Genomic DNA, 19,819 nt, shown 5'->3' on the forward strand with positions numbered 1-19,819 from the left:
CATTACCCCCATCAATCCATGAAGCCCTGAAGCTTCAGCTCGATAGAGCGAGGGTTTTCACCTTCGGCGATCGACAAAATACCTTCCAACAACATTTCGCGATAACGCGACTGCCGCAACGCGATTGACTTGAGCTTGGCCGCCACCGGCAGCAACACCAGGTTGGCACTGGCCACACCGTAGATGGTCGCGACGAACGCCACGGCAATGCCGCTGCCCAATTGCGTCGGATCAGCGAGGTTGCCCATCACATGAATCAGGCCCATCACCGCACCGATGATGCCGATGGTCGGCGCGTAGCCACCCATGCTTTCGAAGACTTTGGCAGCCTCGATGTCGCGGGCTTCCTGGGTGTAGAAATCCACTTCGAGAATGCTGCGGATCGCTTCCGGTTCGGCGCCATCGACCAGCAGTTGCAGGCCCTTGCGCGAGTAGTTGTCCGGTTCGGCATCGGCGACGCCTTCCAGCCCGAGCAGGCCTTCCTTGCGTGCGGTGAGGCTCCAGTTGACCACCCGGTCGATGCCGCCGGCCAGGTCGACCCGTGGCGGGAACAGGATCCAGGCGAGGATCTGCATCGCGCGCTTGAAGGCGCTCATCGGCGATTGCAGCAGCGCGGCACCGATGGTGCCACCGAGAACGATCAGCGCCGCCGGACCGTTGGCCAGCGCGCCGAGGTGACCGCCTTCAAGGTAGTTGCCGCCGATAATGGCGACGAACGCCATGATGATCCCGATAAGGCTTAGAACATCCATCAGATACACGCCTCGACGATGTGCTTGCCGATGTCGTCCAGGCCGTAGACCGCGTCAGCCAGATCGGCTTTGACGATGGCCATCGGCATGCCGTAGATCACGCAACTGGCTTCGTCCTGCGCCCATACCGAGCTGCCGCCCTGCTTGAGCAGACGCGCGCCTTCGCGGCCGTCGGCGCCCATGCCGGTGAGGACCACCGCCAGAACTTTGTCACCGTAGGACTTGGCCGCAGAACCGAAGGTGATGTCCACGCACGGCTTGTAATTCAGACGCTCGTCGCCCGGCAGGATTTTCACCGCACCACGGCCGTCGATCATCATCTGCTTGCCACCCGGCGCCAGCAGCGCCAGGCCCGGACGCAGGATGTCGCCATCCTCGGCTTCCTTGACGCTGATGCGGCACAGCTTGTCGAGACGTTCGGCAAACGCCTTGGTGAACGCCGCCGGCATGTGCTGGATCAGCACGATCGGCGCCGGGAAGTTCGCCGGCAACTGGGTCAGCACCCGTTGCAGGGCAACCGGGCCGCCGGTCGAAGTGCCGATGGCCACCAGTTTGTAGGCTTTGCGTTTCGGTGCCGGCGACGAAGCGCTGGCAGCCGGCGCGCGAGCAGGTGCTGGAGCCGGGACCGGACGCGTCGGAGCAGCAGCGCTGTGGCTGCTGAAACTCGAAGCCGCTGGCGCCGGGGCGGGTGCAGGCGTCGGTGCAGCGGCTGGAGCCGGCGCACTGTAGGCACTGAAACGACGATTACTGCGCGAGATGCTGTGAACCTTCTCGCACAGCAGTTGCTTGACCTTCTCGGGATTGCGCGAGATGTCTTCGAAATTCTTCGGCAGGAAATCCACCGCGCCGGCGTCCAGCGCATCCAGAGTGACCCGGGCGCCTTCATGCGTCAGCGAGGAGAACATCAACACCGGAGTCGGGCAGCGCTGCATGATGTGCCGCACCGCCGTGATGCCATCCATCATCGGCATCTCGTAGTCCATGGTGATCACGTCCGGCTTGAGGGCCAGGGCCTGATCGATCGCCTCTTTACCGTTGGTGGCCGTGCCGACCACCTGGATGCTCGGATCCGCTGAAAGAATTTCCGAGACGCGGCGGCGGAAAAAACCCGAATCGTCCACCACCAGGACTTTGACTGCCATAAACACTCCATTAGGCGCAGCGGGACGTCGTCGCCCCGCTGCCCCGGATTCAAATACGCCGTGCGGCGTAACGCTTGAGCATGCTTGGAACATCAAGGATCAGAGCGATGCGGCCGTCACCGGTAATGGTGGCGCCGGACATGCCCGGAGTGCCCTGGAGCATTTTGCCCAATGGCTTGATGACCACTTCTTCCTGGCCGACCAGTTGATCGACGACGAAGCCGATCCGCTGAGTGCCCACCGAAAGGATCACCACATGGCCTTCACGCTGCTCTTCGTGAGCGGCGGAGCTGACCAGCCAGCGCTTGAGGTAGAACAATGGCAGCGCCTTGTCCCGCACGATCACCACTTCCTGGCCATCCACCACGTTGGTGGTCGACAGGTCGAGGTGGAAGATTTCGTTGACGTTGACCAACGGGAACGCAAACGCCTGATTGCCGAGCATGACCATCAGGGTCGGCATGATCGCAAGCGTCAGCGGCACCTTGATGACGATCTTCGAGCCCTGGCCCTTGGTCGAGTAGATGTTGATCGAACCGTTGAGCTGGGAAATCTTGGTCTTCACCACGTCCATGCCAACACCGCGGCCGGACACGTCGGAAATCTCGGTCTTGGTCGAGAAACCCGGGGCGAAGATCAGGTTGTAGCACTCGGTATCACTCAGGCGATCGGCCGCGTCCTTGTCCATCACACCGCGTTTTACCGCGATCGAACGCAGGACGTTCGGGTCCATGCCCTTACCGTCGTCGGAGATCGACAACAGGATGTGATCGCCTTCCTGCTCGGCTGCCAGTACCACGCGACCGCCACGGGCCTTGCCCGACGCTTCGCGTTCTTCCGGCGACTCGATGCCGTGGTCGACCGCGTTGCGCACCAAGTGGACCAGCGGGTCGGCCAGGGCCTCGACAAGGTTTTTGTCGAGGTCGGTTTCTTCACCCACCAGTTCCAGGTTGATCTCTTTCTTGAGCTGACGCGCCAGGTCGCGAACCAGACGCGGGAAGCGCCCGAAGACCTTCTTGATCGGCTGCATCCGGGTCTTCATCACCGCGGTCTGCAAGTCAGCCGTGACCACGTCGAGGTTCGACACGGCCTTGGACATGGCTTCGTCGCCGCTGTTGAGGCCCAGGCGCACCAGACGGTTACGCACCAGGACCAGTTCGCCGACCATGTTCATGATTTCGTCGAGACGCGCGGTGTCGACACGAACAGTGGTTTCGGCTTCGCTGGCCGGTTTTTCCGGTGGCGGAGCAGCGGCGGCACGGGCCGGAGCCGGTGCAGCAGCGGCAGCCGGTTTGGGCGCTTCAGCTTTTGGCTCAGGCTTGGGCGCTGCTTTCGGTGCAGCAGCTGGAGCGGCGGCGGCCTTGGCGGCTGGCGCGGCCACGGTCGACGCGGTGCCCGCAGCAGCAGCGCCGACATCGGTGAACTTGCCTTTGCCGTGCAACTCGTCGAGCAGTGATTCGAATTCGTGATCGCTGATCAGATCACTGCCGGCAGCAGCGGCCACCGGAGCGGCTGGCGCAGCCGGTGCCGAGGCGATCGCCGACTCCAGCGCTTCAACGGCAAAGTTGCCCTTGCCATGCAACTGATCGAGCAGTGCTTCGAATTCGTCATCGGTGATGTCCGAGCTGTCACCGGCAGCCGGTGCCGCCGGAGCGGCCGCTGTCGGTGCCACGGCGTCTGGCGCGAACTGGCCCTTGCCGTGCAACTGATCGAGCAACGACTCGAATTCAGCGTCGGTAATTTCATCGCTCGCTGCCGTATCGGCAGTTGGCGCAGGTGCAGCAGCGGCCGGGGCTTCGGCTTCAGCCTTGACGGCGTTCAGCGAATCCAGCAGCTGTTCAAATTCGTTATCGGTGATGTCGCCGGAATCGCCTTCGACAACCAGCTCTTCGATCATCTCGGCCACTGGCGAAGCCGGGGCTTCGTCCGCCGATTGCGGTTCGGCCAGACGCGCCAGCGCAGCCAGCAGTTCCGGGGTTGCAGCAGTGATCGGTGCACGCTCACGGACTTCGCTGAACATGCTGTTCACCGCGTCCAGTGCTTCAAGCACCACGTCCATCAGTTCTGCATCAACGCGACGCTCACCCTTGCGCAGGATGTCGAACACGTTTTCGGCGATGTGACAGCACTCCACCAGCTCATTGAGCTGAAGGAAGCCGGCGCCCCCTTTTACAGTGTGGAAACCGCGAAAAATTGCGTTGAGCAGATCTGCGTCATCCGGGCGGCTTTCCAGCTCGACCAGTTGCTCGGACAGTTGCTCAAGAATCTCGCCGGCCTCAACCAGGAAATCCTGAAGGATCTCTTCATCGGCGCCGAAGCTCATTAATGGGGTGCTCCTACAGGTCTAAAAACCTAAACTCAAAATCCAAGGCTGGATAACAAATCGTCCACATCGTCCTGACCGGACACAACGTCTTCTCGTTTATCGGCATGAATCTGCGGACCTTCACCCTGCGAGAGATGTTTTTGTGGATCTTTTTCTGCAAGCATCGCGGCACGGTCGTGTTCGATGCCCGCAAAGCGGTCCACCTGACTGGCCATGAGTACGAGTTTGAGCAAATTGCTTTCGACTTCGGTGACCAACTGGGTCACACGCTTGATCACCTGACCGGTGAGGTCCTGGTAATCCTGAGCCAGCAGGATGTCGTTCAGGTTGCTCGACACCGCACGGTTGTCCGTGCTGCTGCGTGACAGAAAACCGTCGACCCGGCGCGCCAGTTCGCGGAACTCTTCAGCCCCGACTTCGCGACGCATGAAGCGCCCCCAATCGGTGCTCAAGGCCTGAGCTTCTTCAGCCAGGCCATTGACCACCGGCGTGGCGCTTTCCACCAGATCCATGGTGCGGTTGGCCGCGGCTTCGGTCAGCTTGACCACATAGCCCAGGCGTTCGGTGGCGTCGGTGATTTGCGACACTTCCTCGGCCTGCGGCATGTGCGGATCGATATGGAAGTTGACGATCGCACTGTGCAGTTCGCGTGTGAGCTTGCCCACTTCCTGATACAGGCCGCGGTCACGGGTCTGATTGAGCTCATGGATCAGTTGCACAGCGTCGCCGAACCTGCCTTTTTCAAGGCTTTCGACCAGTTCGACCGCGTGTTTTTTCAGGGTCGACTCGAAATCGCCCTGTGAAGATTCGTTATGCTCCATAGCTCCCCCGCGCGTTCATCAGCCGATGCGTTCGAAAATCTTCTCGATTTTGTCTTTCAACGCCTGAGCCGTGAAAGGTTTGACCACATAGCCGTTCACACCAGCCTGAGCAGCCTCGATGATTTGCTCGCGCTTGGCTTCAGCGGTCACCATCAGCACGGGCAGATGCTTGAGTTTTTCATCGGCACGCACGTGGCGCAGCAAGTCGATACCGGTCATGCCCGGCATGTTCCAGTCCGTTACCAGAAAGTCGATGCTGCCGCTGTTGAGCACCGGAATGGCGGTAGTGCCATCGTCGGCCTCGACGGTGTTGGTGAACCCAAGATCCCGCAGCAGGTTCTTGATGATCCGCCGCATCGTTGAGAAGTCATCAACGATGAGGATTTTCATGTCTTTGTTCAATTCGACCTCCAAGCAGTCTTAAACGCGCCCAGCACCTGGACGCGCCACTTCAATCAATCGGCGCAGCACTCGAAGACTGTCTGGAGCACAACAGAGCAAGACCGGTGCCGTTCATCACCGCACCAGCCTCGTTCGCAGTGTCCCCACACTGCCTTCAGCGCGCTCGCCACTCCCCCAAACGCCCCCGCAAACGGGCCGCGCACTGGCTGTGTAACTGGCTGACCCGCGATTCACTGACGCCAAGGACTTCACCGATCTCCTTGAGGTTCAGCTCTTCGTCGTAGTACAGCGCCAACACCAGTCGCTCACGCTCCGGCAAATTGGCAATCGCGTCCGCCAGCGCCGCCTGGAAGCGTTCATCTTCCAGATCGCGTGACGGCTCAAGATGAGCACTGGCGCCATCCTCGTGCAGCCCTTCGTGTTCGCCGTCCTGCAACAGGTCGTCGAAACTGAACAGCCGGCTGCCCAGGGTGTCATTCAAAATCCCGTAGTAATCGTCGAGACTCAATTGGAGTTCGGCCGCAACCTCGTGATCTTTAGCGTCACGGCCGGTTTTAGCTTCAATTGCCCGAATTGCGTCGCTGACCATACGGGTGTTGCGGTGAACCGAACGTGGCGCCCAGTCCCCTTTGCGTACTTCGTCGAGCATCGCGCCGCGGATCCGGATGCCCGCGTACGTTTCGAAACTGGCGCCTTTGCTGGCGTCGTATTTGGTCGAGACTTCGAGCAGGCCGATCATCCCGGCCTGAATCAGGTCTTCAACCTGCACACTCGCCGGCAAGCGCGCCAGCAGGTGATAGGCAATGCGCTTGACCAGTGGCGCGTAACGCTCGATCAACTCGTACTGCGCGTCACGTGCCGACTTCTTGTAGTAGTTCATACCGCTGGCGGTCATAGCACAGGCCCTGCCGTTTGCTGCACGAGGCGCTCGACGAAAAACTCCAGGTGGCCACGCGGGTTGGCAGGCAGCGGCCAGGTATCGACCTTCTGCGCGATCGCCTTGAACGCCAGCGCGCACTTGGAACGCGGAAAGGCTTCATAGACCGCTCGCTGCTTCTGCACTGCCTTGCGCACGCTTTCGTCGTACGGCACCGCGCCGACGTATTGTAAGGCGACGTCGAGGAAGCGATCCGTGACCTTGGTCAACTTGGCGAACAGGTTGCGCCCTTCCTGCGGGCTCTGCGCCATGTTGGCCAGCACGCGGAAGCGGTTCATGCCGTAGTCGCGGTTGAGCAGTTTGATCAGCGCGTAGGCGTCGGTGATCGAGGTCGGCTCGTCGCAGACCACCAGCAACACTTCCTGCGCGGCGCGGACAAAACTGACTACCGAGTCACCAATACCTGCAGCGGTGTCGATCACCAGCACATCGAGGTTGTCGCCGATGTCGCTGAAGGCCTGAATCAGACCGGCGTGTTGTGCCGGGCTCAGGTGCACCATGCTCTGGGTGCCGGAAGCGGCCGGCACGATGCGGATCCCGCCGGGGCCCTGCAATAGCACGTCGCGCAGCTCACAGCGGCCTTCGATGACATCGGCCAAAGTGCGTTTGGGGGTCAGTCCCAGCAGAACGTCGACGTTCGCCAGCCCCAGATCGGCGTCCAGCAGCATGACCCGACGGCCAAGCTCTGCCAGCGCCAGAGACAAGTTCACTGACACGTTAGTCTTGCCGACGCCACCTTTGCCGCCGGTCACCGCGATCACCTGTACGGGATGCATGCTGCCCATGTTATTTCTTTACCTTGTCTTGCATAGACGGAGGCCACATTACTGGCTGCGCGTTCTCAACCGGAACAATGCATGGCAGACCATCGATGTAGGTACAAAAACTGTTCATTACCTCAGCCAACCTGCTTGGTCGGGCTGTGGTAGATATCAGCGAACATGTCAGCCATGGCTTCTTCGCTGGGTTCTTCCTGCATTTGCACGCTGACGGCGCGGCTGACCAATTGATGACGGCGCGGCAGATGCAGATCATCCGGAATCCGTGGGCCGTCGGTCAGGTAGGCGACCGGCAGTTCATGACTGATCGCCAGGCTCAACACTTCGCCAAGGCTGGCCGTCTCATCCAGTTTAGTCAGGATGCAGCCGGCAAGCCCGCAACGCTTGTAACTGTGATAAGCGGCGGTTAGAACCTGTTTCTGGCTGGTGGTTGCCAGCACCAGATAATTTTTTGAACGGATGCCACGCCCGGCCAGACTTTCCAGCTGCATGCGCAGTGCCGGATCGCTGGCCTGCAGGCCGGCGGTATCGATCAGCACCACGCGTTTGCGCAGCAGCGGGTCGAGTGCCTGCACCAGCGACTGGCCCGGATCGACGTGCGTTACCGGCACGTTGAGAATCCGCCCCAGCGTCTTGAGTTGTTCCTGGGCGCCAATGCGGAAGCTGTCCATGCTGACCAGCGCCACGTTCTGCGCGCCGTACTTGAGCACGTAGCGCGCCGCGAGTTTGGCCAGGGTGGTGGTCTTGCCCATGCCGGCCGGGCCGACCATGGCAATCACCCCGCCCTCTTCCAGCGGCTCGACTTCTGGCACGGCAATCATTCGCGCCAGGTGCGCGAGCAGCATGCGCCAGGCCTGACGCGGTTCTTCGATGTCGGTGATCATCGCCAGCAAGTCGCGCGACAGCGGCCCGGACAGACCGATGCGTTGCAGACGGCGATACAGATTGGCTTGTGCCGGACGGCTGCCTTGCAGTTGATTCCAGGCCAGGGTGCCGAGCTGCACTTCCATCAGCTCACGCAAACTGTTCAATTCGAAACGCATCGAATCCAGCGCACGCGGATCGATGCCGGCGGACGACTGTGCAGGCGCTGGCGCTGGACGCGCCGGGGCGGCGTAAGTCGGTTCGCTCAACGGCTCGGCAGCGGTCAGCGGCAGGCCGGCCGTCAACGGCAGCCCGGCGAACAACTGGCGATTGGTGTTGCCGTCGGCTTCGCCACGCAGGCTCAGTTCGGCCTGGGCGGTAACGATGCGCGACTGGGTCTTGCGCAGCTCGTCCTCGAGTTCCATGTTCGGAACCCGTGGCGCCAGCGCCGACAATTTGTAATCCAGCGCCGCCGTCAGCTCGACGCCGCCGGCAATGCGGCGGTTGCCAATGATGGCGGCATCAGCGCCCAGCTCATCACGAACCAGCTTCATGGCCTGACGCATATCGGCGGCGAAAAAACGCTTAACTTGCATAAACCACTACCTCAGCCGTTGGGCCCTACTGTCGCAACGATGGTCACTTGCTTGTTGTCCGGAATTTCCTGGTAGGCCAGCACGTGCAGCCCTGGGACTGCGAGGCGGCCGAAACGCGAGAGCATCGCGCGTATCGGGCCTGCTACCAACAGGATCACCGGTTGACCTTGCATTTCCTGGCGCTGCGCCGCTTCGATGAGCGAACGCTGCAGCTTCTCAGCCATGCTTGGCTCCAGCAGAACGCCCTCTTCAGAGCCTTGTCCTGCCTTCTGCAGACTATTGAGCAATATTTGTTCCAACCTTGGTTCCAAGGTGATCACAGGCAGCTCGGAGTCAGTGCCTACAATGCTTTGGACGATGGCGCGGGATACCCCGACGCGCACTGCGGCCACCAAAGCGGCGGTATCTTGACTCTTGGCGGCGTTGTTGGCGATAGCCTCGGCAATGCTGCGGATATCGCGCACCGGCACGTGTTCGGCCAGCAGCGCCTGCAGCACTTTGAGCAACTGCGACAGCGACACCACCCCCGGCACCAGCTCTTCAGCCAGTTTCGGCGAGCTTTTGGCCAGCAATTGCATGAGTTGCTGCACTTCTTCGTGGCCGATCAGCTCGCTGGAGTGCTTGTACAGAATCTGGTTCAAGTGCGTCGCGACCACGGTACTGGCGTCGACCACGGTGTAACCGAGCGATTGCGCCTGCGCACGCTGGCTGACTTCAATCCACACCGCCTCCAGACCAAAAGCCGGATCTTTGGCGGTAATGCCGTTGAGCGTGCCGTAGACCTGCCCCGGGTTGATCGCCAGTTCGCGATCCGGGTAGATCTCGGCTTCGGCGAGGATCACCCCCATCAGGGTCAGGCGATAGGCGCTCGGCGCCAGATCGAGGTTGTCGCGAATATGCACCGTCGGCATCAGGAAGCCCAGATCCTGCGAGAGCTTCTTGCGCACGCCCTTGATCCGCGCCAGCAACTGACCACCCTGATTGCGATCCACCAGCGGGATCAGGCGATAGCCGACTTCCAGACCGATCATGTCGATCGGCGTCACGTCATCCCAGCCCAGCTCTTTGGTTTCCATGGCGCGGGCCGGCGACGGCAGCAGTTCCTGCTGACGCTGAACCTCTTGCAGCGCCTGCACCTTGGCGACGTTCTGCTTCTTCCAGAACAGGTAGGCGCCACCGGCAGCCAGCGCGGCCATACTCAGGAACGAGAAGTGCGGCATGCCCGGGACGAGGCCCATCACGGCCATCAAACCAGCGGCCACCGCCAAGGCTTTTGGCGAGGCGAACATCTGGCGATTGATCTGTTTGCCCATGTCTTCCGAACCGGAAGCACGGGTCACCATGATCGCTGCCGCTGTCGATAACAACAGTGATGGCAATTGCGCCACCAAACCGTCACCGATGGTCAGCAAGGCGTAAACCTTGCCCGCGTCGGCGAAGGTCATGTTGTGCTGGAAGATACCGACGGCCATACCGCCAATGAGGTTGATGAACAGAATCAGCAGGCCGGCGATGGCGTCACCCCGGACGAACTTGCTGGCACCGTCCATCGAACCGTAGAACTCGGCCTCTTGCGCGACTTCCTGACGGCGCAGCTTCGCCTGGTTCTGGTCGATCAGACCAGCGTTGAGGTCGGCGTCGATCGCCATTTGTTTGCCGGGCATCGCATCGAGGGTGAAGCGCGCGCTCACCTCGGAAATCCGCCCGGCACCCTTGGTCACCACGACGAAGTTGATGATCATCAGGATCGCGAACACCACGATACCGACCACGTAGTTACCGCCGATCACCACTTCACCGAAGGCCTGGATCACCTTACCGGCAGCGGCGTGGCCATCCTGACCGTGGAGCATCACCACTCGCGTCGAGGCCACGTTCAACGCCAGCCGCAGCAGCGTCGCCACCAGCAGAATGGTCGGGAACACCGCAAAATCCAGCGGCCGCAGCGCGTACACGCAGACCAGCAGGACGACAATCGACAGCGCAATGTTGAAGGTGAAAAACACGTCCAGCAGGAACGGCGGCACCGGCAACATCATCATGGCCAGCATGACCAGCAGCAACAACGGCACGCCCAGATTGCCTCGACTGAGGTCGGCAATGTTCGAGCGTGCGCTGTTGATTAACTGAGAGCGATCCACCGGTTTTCCCCGTTCCTTTAAAGCAAACTTTTGACGCCCAAAGCGAGCGCACGGCGGCTACTGCAAGAAGCCTTCCAACTTTTGCGCAGGCAAAAAAAGATCGCAGCCTGCGGCAGCTCCCACAGAGAAATACGCTCTCCTTTAGAAGCTGCCGCAGACTGCGACCTTTGTGTTCAAGCAGTAAGGATTTGCACCTCGCTGATGGCACCTATTCGCAGCTCACTGCCGATCATGTAACGCGTACCTTTGCGCATCGTCAGCCCGCCAACGTCGACCATATCCTCCGATGCATATCCGACGATCACCGCTGTTGCCGGCGATATGGGCGGATCAACCATTTCGTGGCCTTGCAGCACATTGAGCTCCCAGCCAAACGGGATTATCGGTAAATCCGCGACCTCGATTTCGCGCCCATCCGCCCAGCGGTAATCGCGCCGAGCGGTCACCTGCAAGCCGCCGTCAATGTATTGAAATGCGGGCTTGTGGTATCGATGCTCTAAATCCGCGGTAGCCCAGCTATCGGAATAATATTCGGGATTGGCGAACACCTTGAAAAGCGCCTCACTGGTCTTGATATTGCCAGCCGCGCTGAAAAAGTAGTTATAGGAGAAGTGATAGGCAAACCCGCCCAACTCTGGCCGTATCGCATTGAGTGGATCATCCAGATAGCCAGGAACAAACTGTCCGGTCATCACTACAAAGTTGATGAAATCCAGCGACAGCCTGAACGTCACCGTATAACTGAGGACCTTTCTGTCAGCATCCTGCTCAAGCGCGCCAGATACAAATTCCAGCCCCATCTTACCGAGCTGCCTGTAGTTGTCAGCAATCATGTTCACACCCCTTCAATCAGCAGGACGGGGCATCTCGACAAACACTGTGTTTGCAAGAATCCGTCAAAAGGTATGAGGCAATCAAAAGAACTGGCCGTCTACTGTCAGAACTGACAGTCCGTTAAGCATTTCGGATAAACGGTGCCCTTCCCCGAAAGGCGCAGGTCGTATCACAAGACACTTTCCACTGCTGGTTTTTAAACATCAACGTTTAAATAACACGTCAGGATACTTAATAAGGCTACACCTCCTTGCGCCATTGCCTACAGCTACGCCAGAATCCGCCGGCTTGTGCGCCTTGGGAGCGGGTTCTATTGTGGGTCGGTCGCTGATTGTTCAGTGATCGGGTTTAGCAGCCTGGGGTTTCCCTAGACGCACAAAGTCCGTTGTCGTTATGGCGGCTTTGCGTGGGGCACTTCGGTGCGCCGGGTTCTAGAGTCCTGGTCTGCTAACCCGCGTACAGCCGCCACCTCCTTCGTTAGCAGCGAACGGTGTCAGCTTCACTACTCTAGAGGCTTCACCATGATCAAACCAACACCCAACCCACCCGATACCGACACCACCTCCCCCTACGAATCCCTCGATTCAAAAAAACTCCACGAAGCCGCCGACCGTGCCCTCGACCACTACCTCTGCGCGCCCGGCGCCATGCCCATTCAACGTAAAACCCGCTCGATGTACGCCGTGACCGCCTACTTCAAAAACGAAGAACTGCTGGCCGATGCCTGCGAAACACTCGCTTCAGCCAGAACCATCGCCAATGACTTCGCCCACCTCATACCGGCGTCGCAGCGCAGGACGCTGCTGGGCATCGCACAACTGATCATGCTCGGCGAACTGGCGGTGAATCGGGCGCTGGATAATCTGCAGTTGCCGCAGTAGCACGCTTCTCTGCCCTCCCCTTTAGGAACTGCCGAAAGCTCGGGCCGCGACCGGACGATCTTTTTTTTCAAAAGCCAGATCAAAAGATCGCAGCCTTCGATAGCTCCTACACCGATCCCTGTAGGAGCTGCCGGAGGCTGCGATCTTTTGGTTTCGGGGGAAACTAATACTTCAGGTTCGTGGCTTCGCCACCAGCCGTTGATGGCTTGTCGAACTCCACCGCTTTATCCTTTTTGATCTTCACACGTCCGGCCTCGGCCAATGGAATGCTGAACGGGTAATCTTCGGCGAACAGAACGCCCGCCGCGGCCGCGCCAAAAGAAAAACCTGTTGATACAGGCTCTGGATCTGGCGTAATGGTGCCTTTACCGGTTTTCGGGTCATAGCTGCTGAATGTGCCTTTCATTGCCTTGCTCCCTTGCAGTCGCGCGAAGTGCGCGGAATCACCCCGCAATCAAACGGCAAAAGAAAGCTACATGCACCTGTCAGAGTTGACAGGTCACGCCTGCTTTCAGACCAAAGGCATCAGGCTGAGGGCGTAACGGAAAAACTTCGCGCCTGGACTGACGCCTTCGCGAGCAAGCTCGCTCCCACAGTGGAAATGCATTCCAAATCCGGAAGTGGAATATATTCCAAATGTGGGAGCGAGCCTGCTCGCGAACGGGTCAGTGCAGTCGGCGAAAATTGCTCTTTAAACTTTGGTGTTTAAAAGACACTTCAAGATACGTCTTCCACGCTACATATCCTTGCGCCATTACCTACAGCTACGCCAGAATCCGCCGACTTGTGCGCCTTGGGGGCGGGTTCTATTGTGGGTCGGTCGCTGACAAATCAGCGATCGGGTTTAGCGATCCGACACCTTACAGACGCACCAATGCCCAATCTCAATTGCAGTTTTTCGACCTGCACTTGATTTCATGGTGGCTGTGCGTGGGAGACCTTCGGGTCTACCCGGGGTTTCTGTGACCCGGATCGCTAACCTGCGTACAGCCGCCACCTTTACTTGTTTAGCGATGAGCCGTGGCGGCTAAATCAACCACGGAGCTTCACCATGATCAAACCAACACCCAACCCACCCGATACCGACGCCACCTCCCCCTACGAATCCCTCGATTCAAAAAAGCTCCACGAAGCGGCTGACCGCGCCCTCGACCACTACCTCTGCGCGCCCGGCGCCATGCCCATTCAACGTAAAACCCGCTCGATGTACGCCGTGACCGCCGACTTCAAAAACGAGGAACTGCTGGCCGATGCCTGCGAAACACTCGCTTCAGCCAGAACCATCGCCAATGACTTCGCCCACCTCATACCGGCGTCGCAGCGCAGAACGCTGCTGGGCATCGCACAACTGATCAAGCTCGGCGAACTGGCGGTGAATCGGGCGCTGAATAATCTGGAGTTGCCGCAGTAACAGGGATCGGTGACAAGCTTTGAATGAGGCGTTGCGGCTGCTAACGTCTTCGCGAGCAAGCCCGCTCCCACAGGGATTGGGGTCGATCACAAGCCTGTGCCTACACGCCGAACCTGTAGGAGCGGGCTTGCTCGCGAAAGCGGCCTCACAGCCGACAGAGGTCTTCAGGCATAAAAAAACGCCGTCCCGTTCAATCAGGATGGCGGTTTTTTATTGTGTCACTGTCAGGTCAGGAATCGCGGCGCAGATCCGGCGGAATCGGCATATGTCCTTGAGTGGGTTCGAGTGCTTGTTCTCGCCCGCGAGGAACTGACGAATCTGCGCAGAAAAAATCGCACCTGAAATGCGATCCCCTGTAGGAAATGCCGCAGGCTGCGATGTCTTGCTTTCAAGCTGCGAGGATTTACACCTTGCTGATGACGCGTCAATTTGGAGATCACTGCCCCCAAGCGCTAGCAAAGCCCAACTGAGCGCTCACGCTATAAGTTGAGTTCTTTCAGTATTTTATTGACTTTGTCGTCAAGGACTTCCGCAGTGAATGGCTTCACCACATATCCGCTTGCCCCAGCCTGGGCAGCCTCGATGATTTCCGCTTTCTTGGACACACCAGTCATCATTAATACTGGCAAATTCTTAAGATTATTATCCGCGCGCACGCTTCGCAGCAGTTCGATACCTTTGACTCCCGGCATATCCCAATCCGTAGCCAGAAAATCGAAACTGCCGTTTCGCAGCATGTCCAGAGCAGCCGTGCCATTCTCTGCCCCCTCGACATTGTCATACTTGAGGCTCTTAAAAAGCCTTATCACAATCTGGCGCATTGTGGGGTCGTCATCAACAACGAGAATACGCATACTCTTATCCATGTGAACCTCCTGCGTTATCGAGAGAAGCTTGGCAGTTCCACTGCAATCGCATGGAACGACACCTTGAATTAAGAGCCCAGCCGCCAACCCTCGCTACTGTCAGAGTTGACAGGTAACCGAGTATTTGCGACGAATGGTTCAATAAGCTTCAAACTTGGCCGACGTCGCGCCAGCCCTGCCGACTCAAGCAGGATCATTGCCGATGTGGTCATCTCCAATTCCACACATTAGAACCATCGCTAATGACTTCGCCCACCTCATACCCGCATCGCAGCGCAGAACGCTGCTGGGCATCGCGCAACTGATCATGCTCGGAGAGCTGGCGGTGAATTGGGCGCTGGATAATCTGGAGTTGCCGGGCTAAGAAGTCAGGCAAATCCCCTCACCACAGTGACTGCGGCAGAAGCCGAAGTTTCATTGGGTCAGGTGGGCGAACTGGCGGTGAATCGAGCGCTGGATAATCTGGAATTGCCGGGCTAAGAAGGCAGGCAAGCCCTGTGGCGAGGGAGCTTGCTCCCGCTCGACTGCGCAGCAGTCGTAAAACCTGAGCTCGCGGTATTTCTGAAAGATCGCAGTCTGGGGCCGCTGCGCAGCCGATCGGGGCGGTGCGACGTCTCGCTAAATCCCCTCACCACAATGACCGGAGCGGCAGAAGACTGGATCTTTTGACGTTGAGGGATCAGTCAACCTCAACCCGTCAATATAGCGACGAGTCCTGATTGATATCGCAAGCTGACAACCTCCCATCCGGTCGTTGTGAATGCTGCAGGTCCTGCTAAGCAGTTGAGAGCGATCCACCGTTTTCCCAGATTCTTTTAGAGCATTTTTTTGGCGCCCGGAGCGGGCGCACGGCGGCTATGCCAAGCAACCTTCCTACTGTTGCGGCGGGTGCAATCTTTCGCCTTTAGTCGTCACCTTGATCACCGTTCGTCGCCACCTGTCAGATCTGACAGGTGCGCAATTCCTCCAATCCGCGCTCAATAACTCCGTCACCAACCCCTCCGACCGGAGTTCGCCAAATGTCCAGCCAAGCAGCCCCTACCCCTAAAGCCCCCAGACCTCCGTATTTTCCGGCGCTGGTCAGCCTCAGCCCTGCCGAACACTATAACGGCGGCATCCCCATCAGAGCCGTGGAAGGCGATCTGCAAGGCGTCATCTCCGCCTGGCAGGACATGGCCATTGGCGATCTGGCCGAGGTGTTCTGGGGCAATGGCAGCGCAGCGGTCTGGAGCAAGTTCATCGAGAACGATGCCGAGCTCAACAAGGATGTAGCTTTCACCATTGCCAAGGCGCACGTGCTGGAGGGGGATGCCACGCCAGTGTTCTACCGGATCAAGCAAAAGAACCAGTCCCCGGAGGATTCGAAGCCCGTTCTGACCTTGCTGGTCAAACTCACCCGGCCCGGCGAGTACGATGACATTGCCGGCGATGACGGCCACTCCGATCTCAGGTTCTCCCTCTCTCACGACGAGGTCGATGAAACTTTGCCGCCCAGCGGGGTGACGATGCACATCGTGCCCTACCGCAACCTCACCCGATACGACCGCATTCTCGCCCGCTGGGGTAGCCAGCAAGTGGTGCATATCGTTACGCCGGAACAGGCCCAGGACCCGATCAGCAACCCGATTGAGGTCGTTTTCAGCCGTGCCGTTATCGACGCTGCGGGGGATGGCGATCGTGTCGCGGTGGCTTATCAGGTCATTGATCGCTGCGGTAACTTCCCGGACGAACGCGCGCCCTGGTCGGCGACGCATCATATGCTGGTGGACCTTGGGGGCAATCGGCTGGACGAACCGCAGGCGCTGGTCAACGGAATTCCAACCAACAGCATCGACCTCGATCAGCTCGGGGATGACGATGTGAACGCCCGCGTGTACATCACCAAGGACAATTTTGCGGTAGGCGACAAGGTGCTCCTGACCTGGTTCGGCACCCCGGCGCAAGGGTCGCAAATCATCGTCGGGCCGCTGGAAAAAGAGGTGTTGTACGTGCCTTTCCAGCTCGATTTCCCCATCCCCAACGCCGCCGTCAAAGCCATCGCCAAAGGCGCAGCCTCGGTCGGCTATGTGCGCCGTCGCAGCGGTGAAAGCGACCGCCCCTCAAAAAATGCCAGCGTCACCGTGAATGGCGACATCAGCCAGTTAGTCGCCCCCACCGTCGACGAGGCACCGGGCGGAACGTTGCCACCCGAAACGCGCTGGGCGTCTGTGCAGATCCCTTGGTATTTCGGTCGCAACAGCAGCGACCTGATCAACCTGATCTGGCAAGCCCAGACCCCCGGTGGCGGCACCGTTTATTACGAAGACCCGCGTCCGGTCGGCAACGTAGCGGACAATCAGCCCGTCCTGCGCAGCGTCAGCAATGCCGAAATCCAGCGTTTCAATGGCCTGCGCGTCAAGGTCTATTACGTCGTCACCAATAGCGAAACGGGGCTGTTGAGCGTACGCGAGTCGCTGCCGTTCATGATGCAGGTCGGCGTGGCCTTGCCGACGTTCGACCGGCCGGAAGTCGAGGGTGCACCCAATGATGTGCTCGATCCGGACAACGTGCCGCCGACCGGTGCCACGCTGGTGATCCCGTACCTCGACACCCTCGACAAGGACCGCGTGAATTACCGCTGGCGCGGCTCAGCCAGTGGCGGCAGCATCAGCGACCATGTCGACCTCATCCCCGCCACCGCCGGCAAGCCTGTGCGGATTACCGTTGAGAAAAAATACGTGACCGCCAACCTGAATGGTACGGTGGTCGCCGATTACAGTATTCAGCGCGGCGGCGTGCAGTTGGGGCATTCTCATGAGTTGACGTTGCGCATCGCGACGGCGCTGGGGGAGCTACCGCCACCGTTCCTTGTAGCACCGGCCAAAGATCCGATTGATATCTTGGCCTACCCGAACGGCGTGACAGTGGGCATCGAATTCCTTGAAGCATTGAGCGGCGACAAGGCATGCCTGGAGGAAGACAATCCACCGGCAGGTTGGCCGCCGTTTCCGTTGGTGGAATTCAACAGCAACAAGCGGGTGAACACAGTGTTGAGCCCCGCCTTCCTAGCGGCGCGACAAGGAACGGTGATCGAGCTGCGCGGGAACCTGTATCGCAACGGTGGTCAGGCTGGTCAATCAGACGCGATCACGGTGAGCCTGCTGAAAATTATCGATGAAGACCCGCGTCTTCCAAAACCTGATATCAACGGCAACACCAATAAAGAGCTGCGCGTTCAAGACCTCACAACAGGCGCACGTATTCTCGCGGTGAAATGGCCGCTGTTCGAGCCAAGGCAACCGATCTGGGTGACGGCTACAGGTTTTAACAAGATTGGTGCACCCGTCAGCAAGGAAGTAAGGTCGGGAGAGCCTAATGATTCAGTGAATGGCTTATCGGTGGCGGCGCCGATTGACTGGTTGAAAGAACTCAAAGAAGGCACTGAGCTGAAGATAGCGTGCGCGGCTAACCTGGATGGGTCCGCTATCAAAGCTAACGCGGTAACCTTTCCGCTACGCGCCTATAGCATAAAAAACATTTTGCCTCCTGTACTTGAGAACTTTGATAACAAGCCTACTCAATACATAACAGTTGGTCAGCGCATCGAACTCCCGAGCATGACTATTACCTTTATTTCAGGTAGCGGAAAAATAGGAATTGATGGCACTCTGACCCACCCGACACTCCCCGGCAAACGTAGCGGGCAATTACTGCATCTTGCCGCCGGCTGGCCCCCACAGCGGTGCAGAATTGATCTCAAATCAGCCTATTCAAAAGTCAGTTTTTGGCATACCTGGACAACCACCGACAAGACCACCGCTTTTTTTTACAACACAGCGGGTCAACTTTTAGGAGAAGAAAAATTTACTCAATCGCGGCATGACGCCCATCTCGTCGAATTCAGTGCAATCGGAATAACCAGGATTGAAATACTCAATGAAAGCGACCACATTGCGCTGGATTACTTTTCATTCTTCCCATGATCTGGGCAAAGACGGGGTTTCAATGCAGGAAGCCCCGCATCAGGAATCGCGGCGCAGATCCGGCGGGATCGGCAAATCGTCCTTGAGTGGATCCGGGCACTGAGCCGCGACTCATCGGGACAATTCGGGCGCCTGGACTGACGCTTTCGCGAGTAAGCTCGCTCCCACTTTCGATCTTCAGTGAATACAGATTGGATGTATCACGCAGATCCCATGTGGGAGCGGGCTTGCTCGCGAAGAGGCCATCAGCGACACCACAAAATCAGGAGCAGCAACGCCTTTTAAACTTTGGCGTTTAAAAGACACCTCCAGACACGCCTCCAAGGCTACACATCCTTGCGCCATTGCCTACAGCTACGCCAGAATCCGCCGGCTTGTGCGCCTTGGGGGCGGGTTCTATTGTGGGTAGGTCGCTGACGAATCAGCGATCGGGTTTAGCGACTCGAACTCAATTCAAAGGTGCATCAGCGTTCCAGGCTTCGTTGCGGATCTATATTTTCGCGATTTCGTCATGGTGGCTGTATGCGGGAGACCTTCGGGTCTGCCGGGTGCCTTTGACCGGTTCGCTAACCTGCGTACAGCCGCCACCCCTCCTGTTTAGCGACAGGTTGTAGCGGCTCCACCTCAAAGGAGCTTCACCATGATCAAACCAACACCCAACCCACCCGATACCGACACCACCTCCCCCTACGAATCCCTCGATTCAAAAAAGCTCCACGAAGCCGCCGACCGCGCCCTCGACCACTACCTCTGCTCGCCCGGCGCCACGCCCATTCAGCGTAAAACCCGCTCGATGTACGCCGTGACCGCCGACTTCAAAAACGAGGAACTGCTGGCCGATGCCTGCGAAACACTCGCCTCAGCCAGAGCCATCGCCAATGACTTCGCCCACCTCATACCCGCATCGCAGCGCAGGACGCTGCTGGGCATCGCACAACTGATCATGCTCGGCGAACTGGCGGTGAATCGGGCGCTGGATAATCTGGAATTGCCGGACTAAGAAGTCAGGCAAGCCCTGTGGTGAGGGGATTTATCCCCGACCGGCTGCGCAGCAGTCGTAAACCCTGAGTTCACGGTATTTCTGAAAGATTGCAGTGACAGGTTT

General features: G+C 58.9%; 17 protein-coding genes. 5 read left to right on the plus strand and 12 right to left on the minus strand.

The annotated features are described in order from the left end of the window. Window positions 1–11: 11 nt before the first annotated feature. From M0814_RS19240 to M0814_RS19285, 10 genes are all read right to left on the minus strand, one after another. Window positions 12–752 carry a flagellar motor protein gene (locus M0814_RS19240; protein ID WP_003222929.1) on the minus strand — a complete coding sequence of 247 codons (741 nt, stop codon included), beginning with the start codon at window positions 750–752 and terminating at the stop codon, window positions 12–14. After that, window positions 752–1,894, minus strand: coding sequence for a chemotaxis response regulator protein-glutamate methylesterase (locus tag M0814_RS19245; protein WP_103484795.1), 1,143 nt, complete (start codon window positions 1,892–1,894; stop codon window positions 752–754). The genes M0814_RS19240 and M0814_RS19245 overlap by 1 nt, the downstream gene beginning before the upstream one ends. A 49-nt stretch (window positions 1,895–1,943) precedes the next feature. Continuing rightward, the gene (locus M0814_RS19250) at window positions 1,944–4,217 is read right to left on the minus strand and encodes a chemotaxis protein CheA (protein ID WP_103484796.1); all 2,274 of its coding nucleotides are present in this window, start codon (window positions 4,215–4,217) and stop codon (window positions 1,944–1,946) included. Window positions 4,218–4,252: 35 nt separating this feature from the next. Continuing rightward, window positions 4,253–5,041, minus strand: coding sequence for a protein phosphatase CheZ (locus M0814_RS19255; protein ID WP_003222924.1), 789 nt, complete (start codon window positions 5,039–5,041; stop codon window positions 4,253–4,255). An 18-nt stretch (window positions 5,042–5,059) separates the two neighbouring features. After that, window positions 5,060–5,431, minus strand: a complete 372-nt coding sequence (locus tag M0814_RS19260; protein WP_024012118.1) for a chemotaxis response regulator CheY — start codon at window positions 5,429–5,431, stop codon at window positions 5,060–5,062. A 166-nt stretch (window positions 5,432–5,597) separates the two neighbouring features. Further along, complete coding sequence (fliA, locus tag M0814_RS19265; protein WP_003222919.1) at window positions 5,598–6,338, minus strand: RNA polymerase sigma factor FliA; 741 nt, start codon at window positions 6,336–6,338, stop codon at window positions 5,598–5,600. Continuing rightward, on the minus strand, window positions 6,335–7,165 hold the full coding sequence (gene fleN, locus M0814_RS19270) for a flagellar synthesis regulator FleN (RefSeq protein ID WP_003222917.1): 831 nt from the start codon (window positions 7,163–7,165) through the stop codon (window positions 6,335–6,337). Before fleN ends, fliA begins: the two co-directional genes overlap by 4 nt. 113 nt (window positions 7,166–7,278) lie before the next feature. Then, window positions 7,279–8,619, minus strand: a complete 1,341-nt coding sequence (gene flhF / locus M0814_RS19275; protein WP_003222914.1) for a flagellar biosynthesis protein FlhF — start codon at window positions 8,617–8,619, stop codon at window positions 7,279–7,281. Window positions 8,620–8,630: 11 nt separating this feature from the next. Continuing rightward, window positions 8,631–10,760 carry a flagellar biosynthesis protein FlhA gene (gene flhA, locus M0814_RS19280; RefSeq protein ID WP_003222912.1) on the minus strand — a complete coding sequence of 710 codons (2,130 nt, stop codon included), beginning with the start codon at window positions 10,758–10,760 and terminating at the stop codon, window positions 8,631–8,633. A 173-nt stretch (window positions 10,761–10,933) separates the two neighbouring features. Further along, a complete protein-coding gene (locus M0814_RS19285; protein WP_103484798.1) occupies window positions 10,934–11,593 on the minus strand; it encodes a hypothetical protein in 660 nt (219 codons plus the stop codon). A 522-nt stretch (window positions 11,594–12,115) separates the two neighbouring features. On the opposite strand from M0814_RS19285, the gene M0814_RS19290 reads away from it, so the two are divergent. Beyond that, window positions 12,116–12,475, plus strand: a complete 360-nt coding sequence (locus M0814_RS19290; protein ID WP_112997827.1) for a hypothetical protein — start codon at window positions 12,116–12,118, stop codon at window positions 12,473–12,475. A 163-nt stretch (window positions 12,476–12,638) separates the two neighbouring features. Here M0814_RS19290 and M0814_RS19295 read toward each other — a convergent pair whose 3' ends face one another. Then, window positions 12,639–12,881, minus strand: coding sequence for a hypothetical protein (locus M0814_RS19295; RefSeq protein WP_103486732.1), 243 nt, complete (start codon window positions 12,879–12,881; stop codon window positions 12,639–12,641). 645 nt (window positions 12,882–13,526) lie between these two features. Here M0814_RS19295 and M0814_RS19300 point away from each other — a divergent pair. Beyond that, entirely contained in the window at window positions 13,527–13,886 is a 360-nt protein-coding gene (locus M0814_RS19300; protein ID WP_112997825.1) for a hypothetical protein, read from the plus strand. Window positions 13,887–14,365: 479 nt separating this feature from the next. Here the strand turns inward: M0814_RS19300 and M0814_RS19305 are convergent, their stop codons facing one another. Then, window positions 14,366–14,752 (minus strand): response regulator, encoded by a 387-nt coding sequence (locus M0814_RS19305; RefSeq protein ID WP_103486583.1) that lies wholly within the window; start codon window positions 14,750–14,752, stop codon window positions 14,366–14,368. A gap of 202 nt (window positions 14,753–14,954) precedes the next feature. Between M0814_RS19305 and M0814_RS19310 the strand changes: the two genes are divergently transcribed. The 3 genes from M0814_RS19310 to M0814_RS19320 all read left to right on the plus strand — a co-directional run bounded on the left by M0814_RS19310 (window position 14,955) and on the right by M0814_RS19320 (window position 19,714). Continuing rightward, the gene (locus M0814_RS19310; RefSeq protein WP_158547275.1) at window positions 14,955–15,116 is read left to right on the plus strand and encodes a hypothetical protein; all 162 of its coding nucleotides are present in this window, start codon (window positions 14,955–14,957) and stop codon (window positions 15,114–15,116) included. Between the two features lie 655 nt (window positions 15,117–15,771). Next, on the plus strand, window positions 15,772–18,714 hold the full coding sequence (locus M0814_RS19315) for a hypothetical protein (protein WP_177434742.1): 2,943 nt from the start codon (window positions 15,772–15,774) through the stop codon (window positions 18,712–18,714). Between the two features lie 640 nt (window positions 18,715–19,354). Next, window positions 19,355–19,714, plus strand: a complete 360-nt coding sequence (locus M0814_RS19320; protein WP_112997824.1) for a hypothetical protein — start codon at window positions 19,355–19,357, stop codon at window positions 19,712–19,714. Window positions 19,715–19,819 lie beyond the last annotated feature (105 nt).

The organism is Pseudomonas sp. MWU12-2020, assembly GCF_023100605.1.
Lineage (GTDB): Bacteria > Pseudomonadota > Gammaproteobacteria > Pseudomonadales > Pseudomonadaceae > Aquipseudomonas > Aquipseudomonas fluorescens_H.

Coding starts and splice junctions, on each gene's coding strand:
- M0814_RS19240 (WP_003222929.1), bottom strand. CDS start 752: ATGGATGTTCTAAGCCTTATCGGGATCATCATGGCGTTCGTCGCCATT.
- M0814_RS19245 (WP_103484795.1), bottom strand. CDS start 1,894: ATGGCAGTCAAAGTCCTGGTGGTGGACGATTCGGGTTTTTTCCGCCGC.
- M0814_RS19250 (WP_103484796.1), bottom strand. CDS start 4,217: ATGAGCTTCGGCGCCGATGAAGAGATCCTTCAGGATTTCCTGGTTGAG.
- M0814_RS19255 (WP_003222924.1), bottom strand. CDS start 5,041: ATGGAGCATAACGAATCTTCACAGGGCGATTTCGAGTCGACCCTGAAA.
- M0814_RS19260 (WP_024012118.1), bottom strand. CDS start 5,431: ATGAAAATCCTCATCGTTGATGACTTCTCAACGATGCGGCGGATCATC.
- fliA (WP_003222919.1), bottom strand. CDS start 6,338: ATGACCGCCAGCGGTATGAACTACTACAAGAAGTCGGCACGTGACGCG.
- fleN (WP_003222917.1), bottom strand. CDS start 7,165: ATGGGCAGCATGCATCCCGTACAGGTGATCGCGGTGACCGGCGGCAAA.
- flhF (WP_003222914.1), bottom strand. CDS start 8,619: ATGCAAGTTAAGCGTTTTTTCGCCGCCGATATGCGTCAGGCCATGAAG.
- M0814_RS19285 (WP_103484798.1), bottom strand. CDS start 11,593: ATGATTGCTGACAACTACAGGCAGCTCGGTAAGATGGGGCTGGAATTT.
- M0814_RS19290 (WP_112997827.1), top strand. CDS start 12,116: ATGATCAAACCAACACCCAACCCACCCGATACCGACACCACCTCCCCC.
- M0814_RS19295 (WP_103486732.1), bottom strand. CDS start 12,881: ATGAAAGGCACATTCAGCAGCTATGACCCGAAAACCGGTAAAGGCACC.
- M0814_RS19300 (WP_112997825.1), top strand. CDS start 13,527: ATGATCAAACCAACACCCAACCCACCCGATACCGACGCCACCTCCCCC.
- M0814_RS19305 (WP_103486583.1), bottom strand. CDS start 14,752: ATGGATAAGAGTATGCGTATTCTCGTTGTTGATGACGACCCCACAATG.
- M0814_RS19310 (WP_158547275.1), top strand. CDS start 14,955: ATGTGGTCATCTCCAATTCCACACATTAGAACCATCGCTAATGACTTC.
- M0814_RS19315 (WP_177434742.1), top strand. CDS start 15,772: ATGTCCAGCCAAGCAGCCCCTACCCCTAAAGCCCCCAGACCTCCGTAT.
- M0814_RS19320 (WP_112997824.1), top strand. CDS start 19,355: ATGATCAAACCAACACCCAACCCACCCGATACCGACACCACCTCCCCC.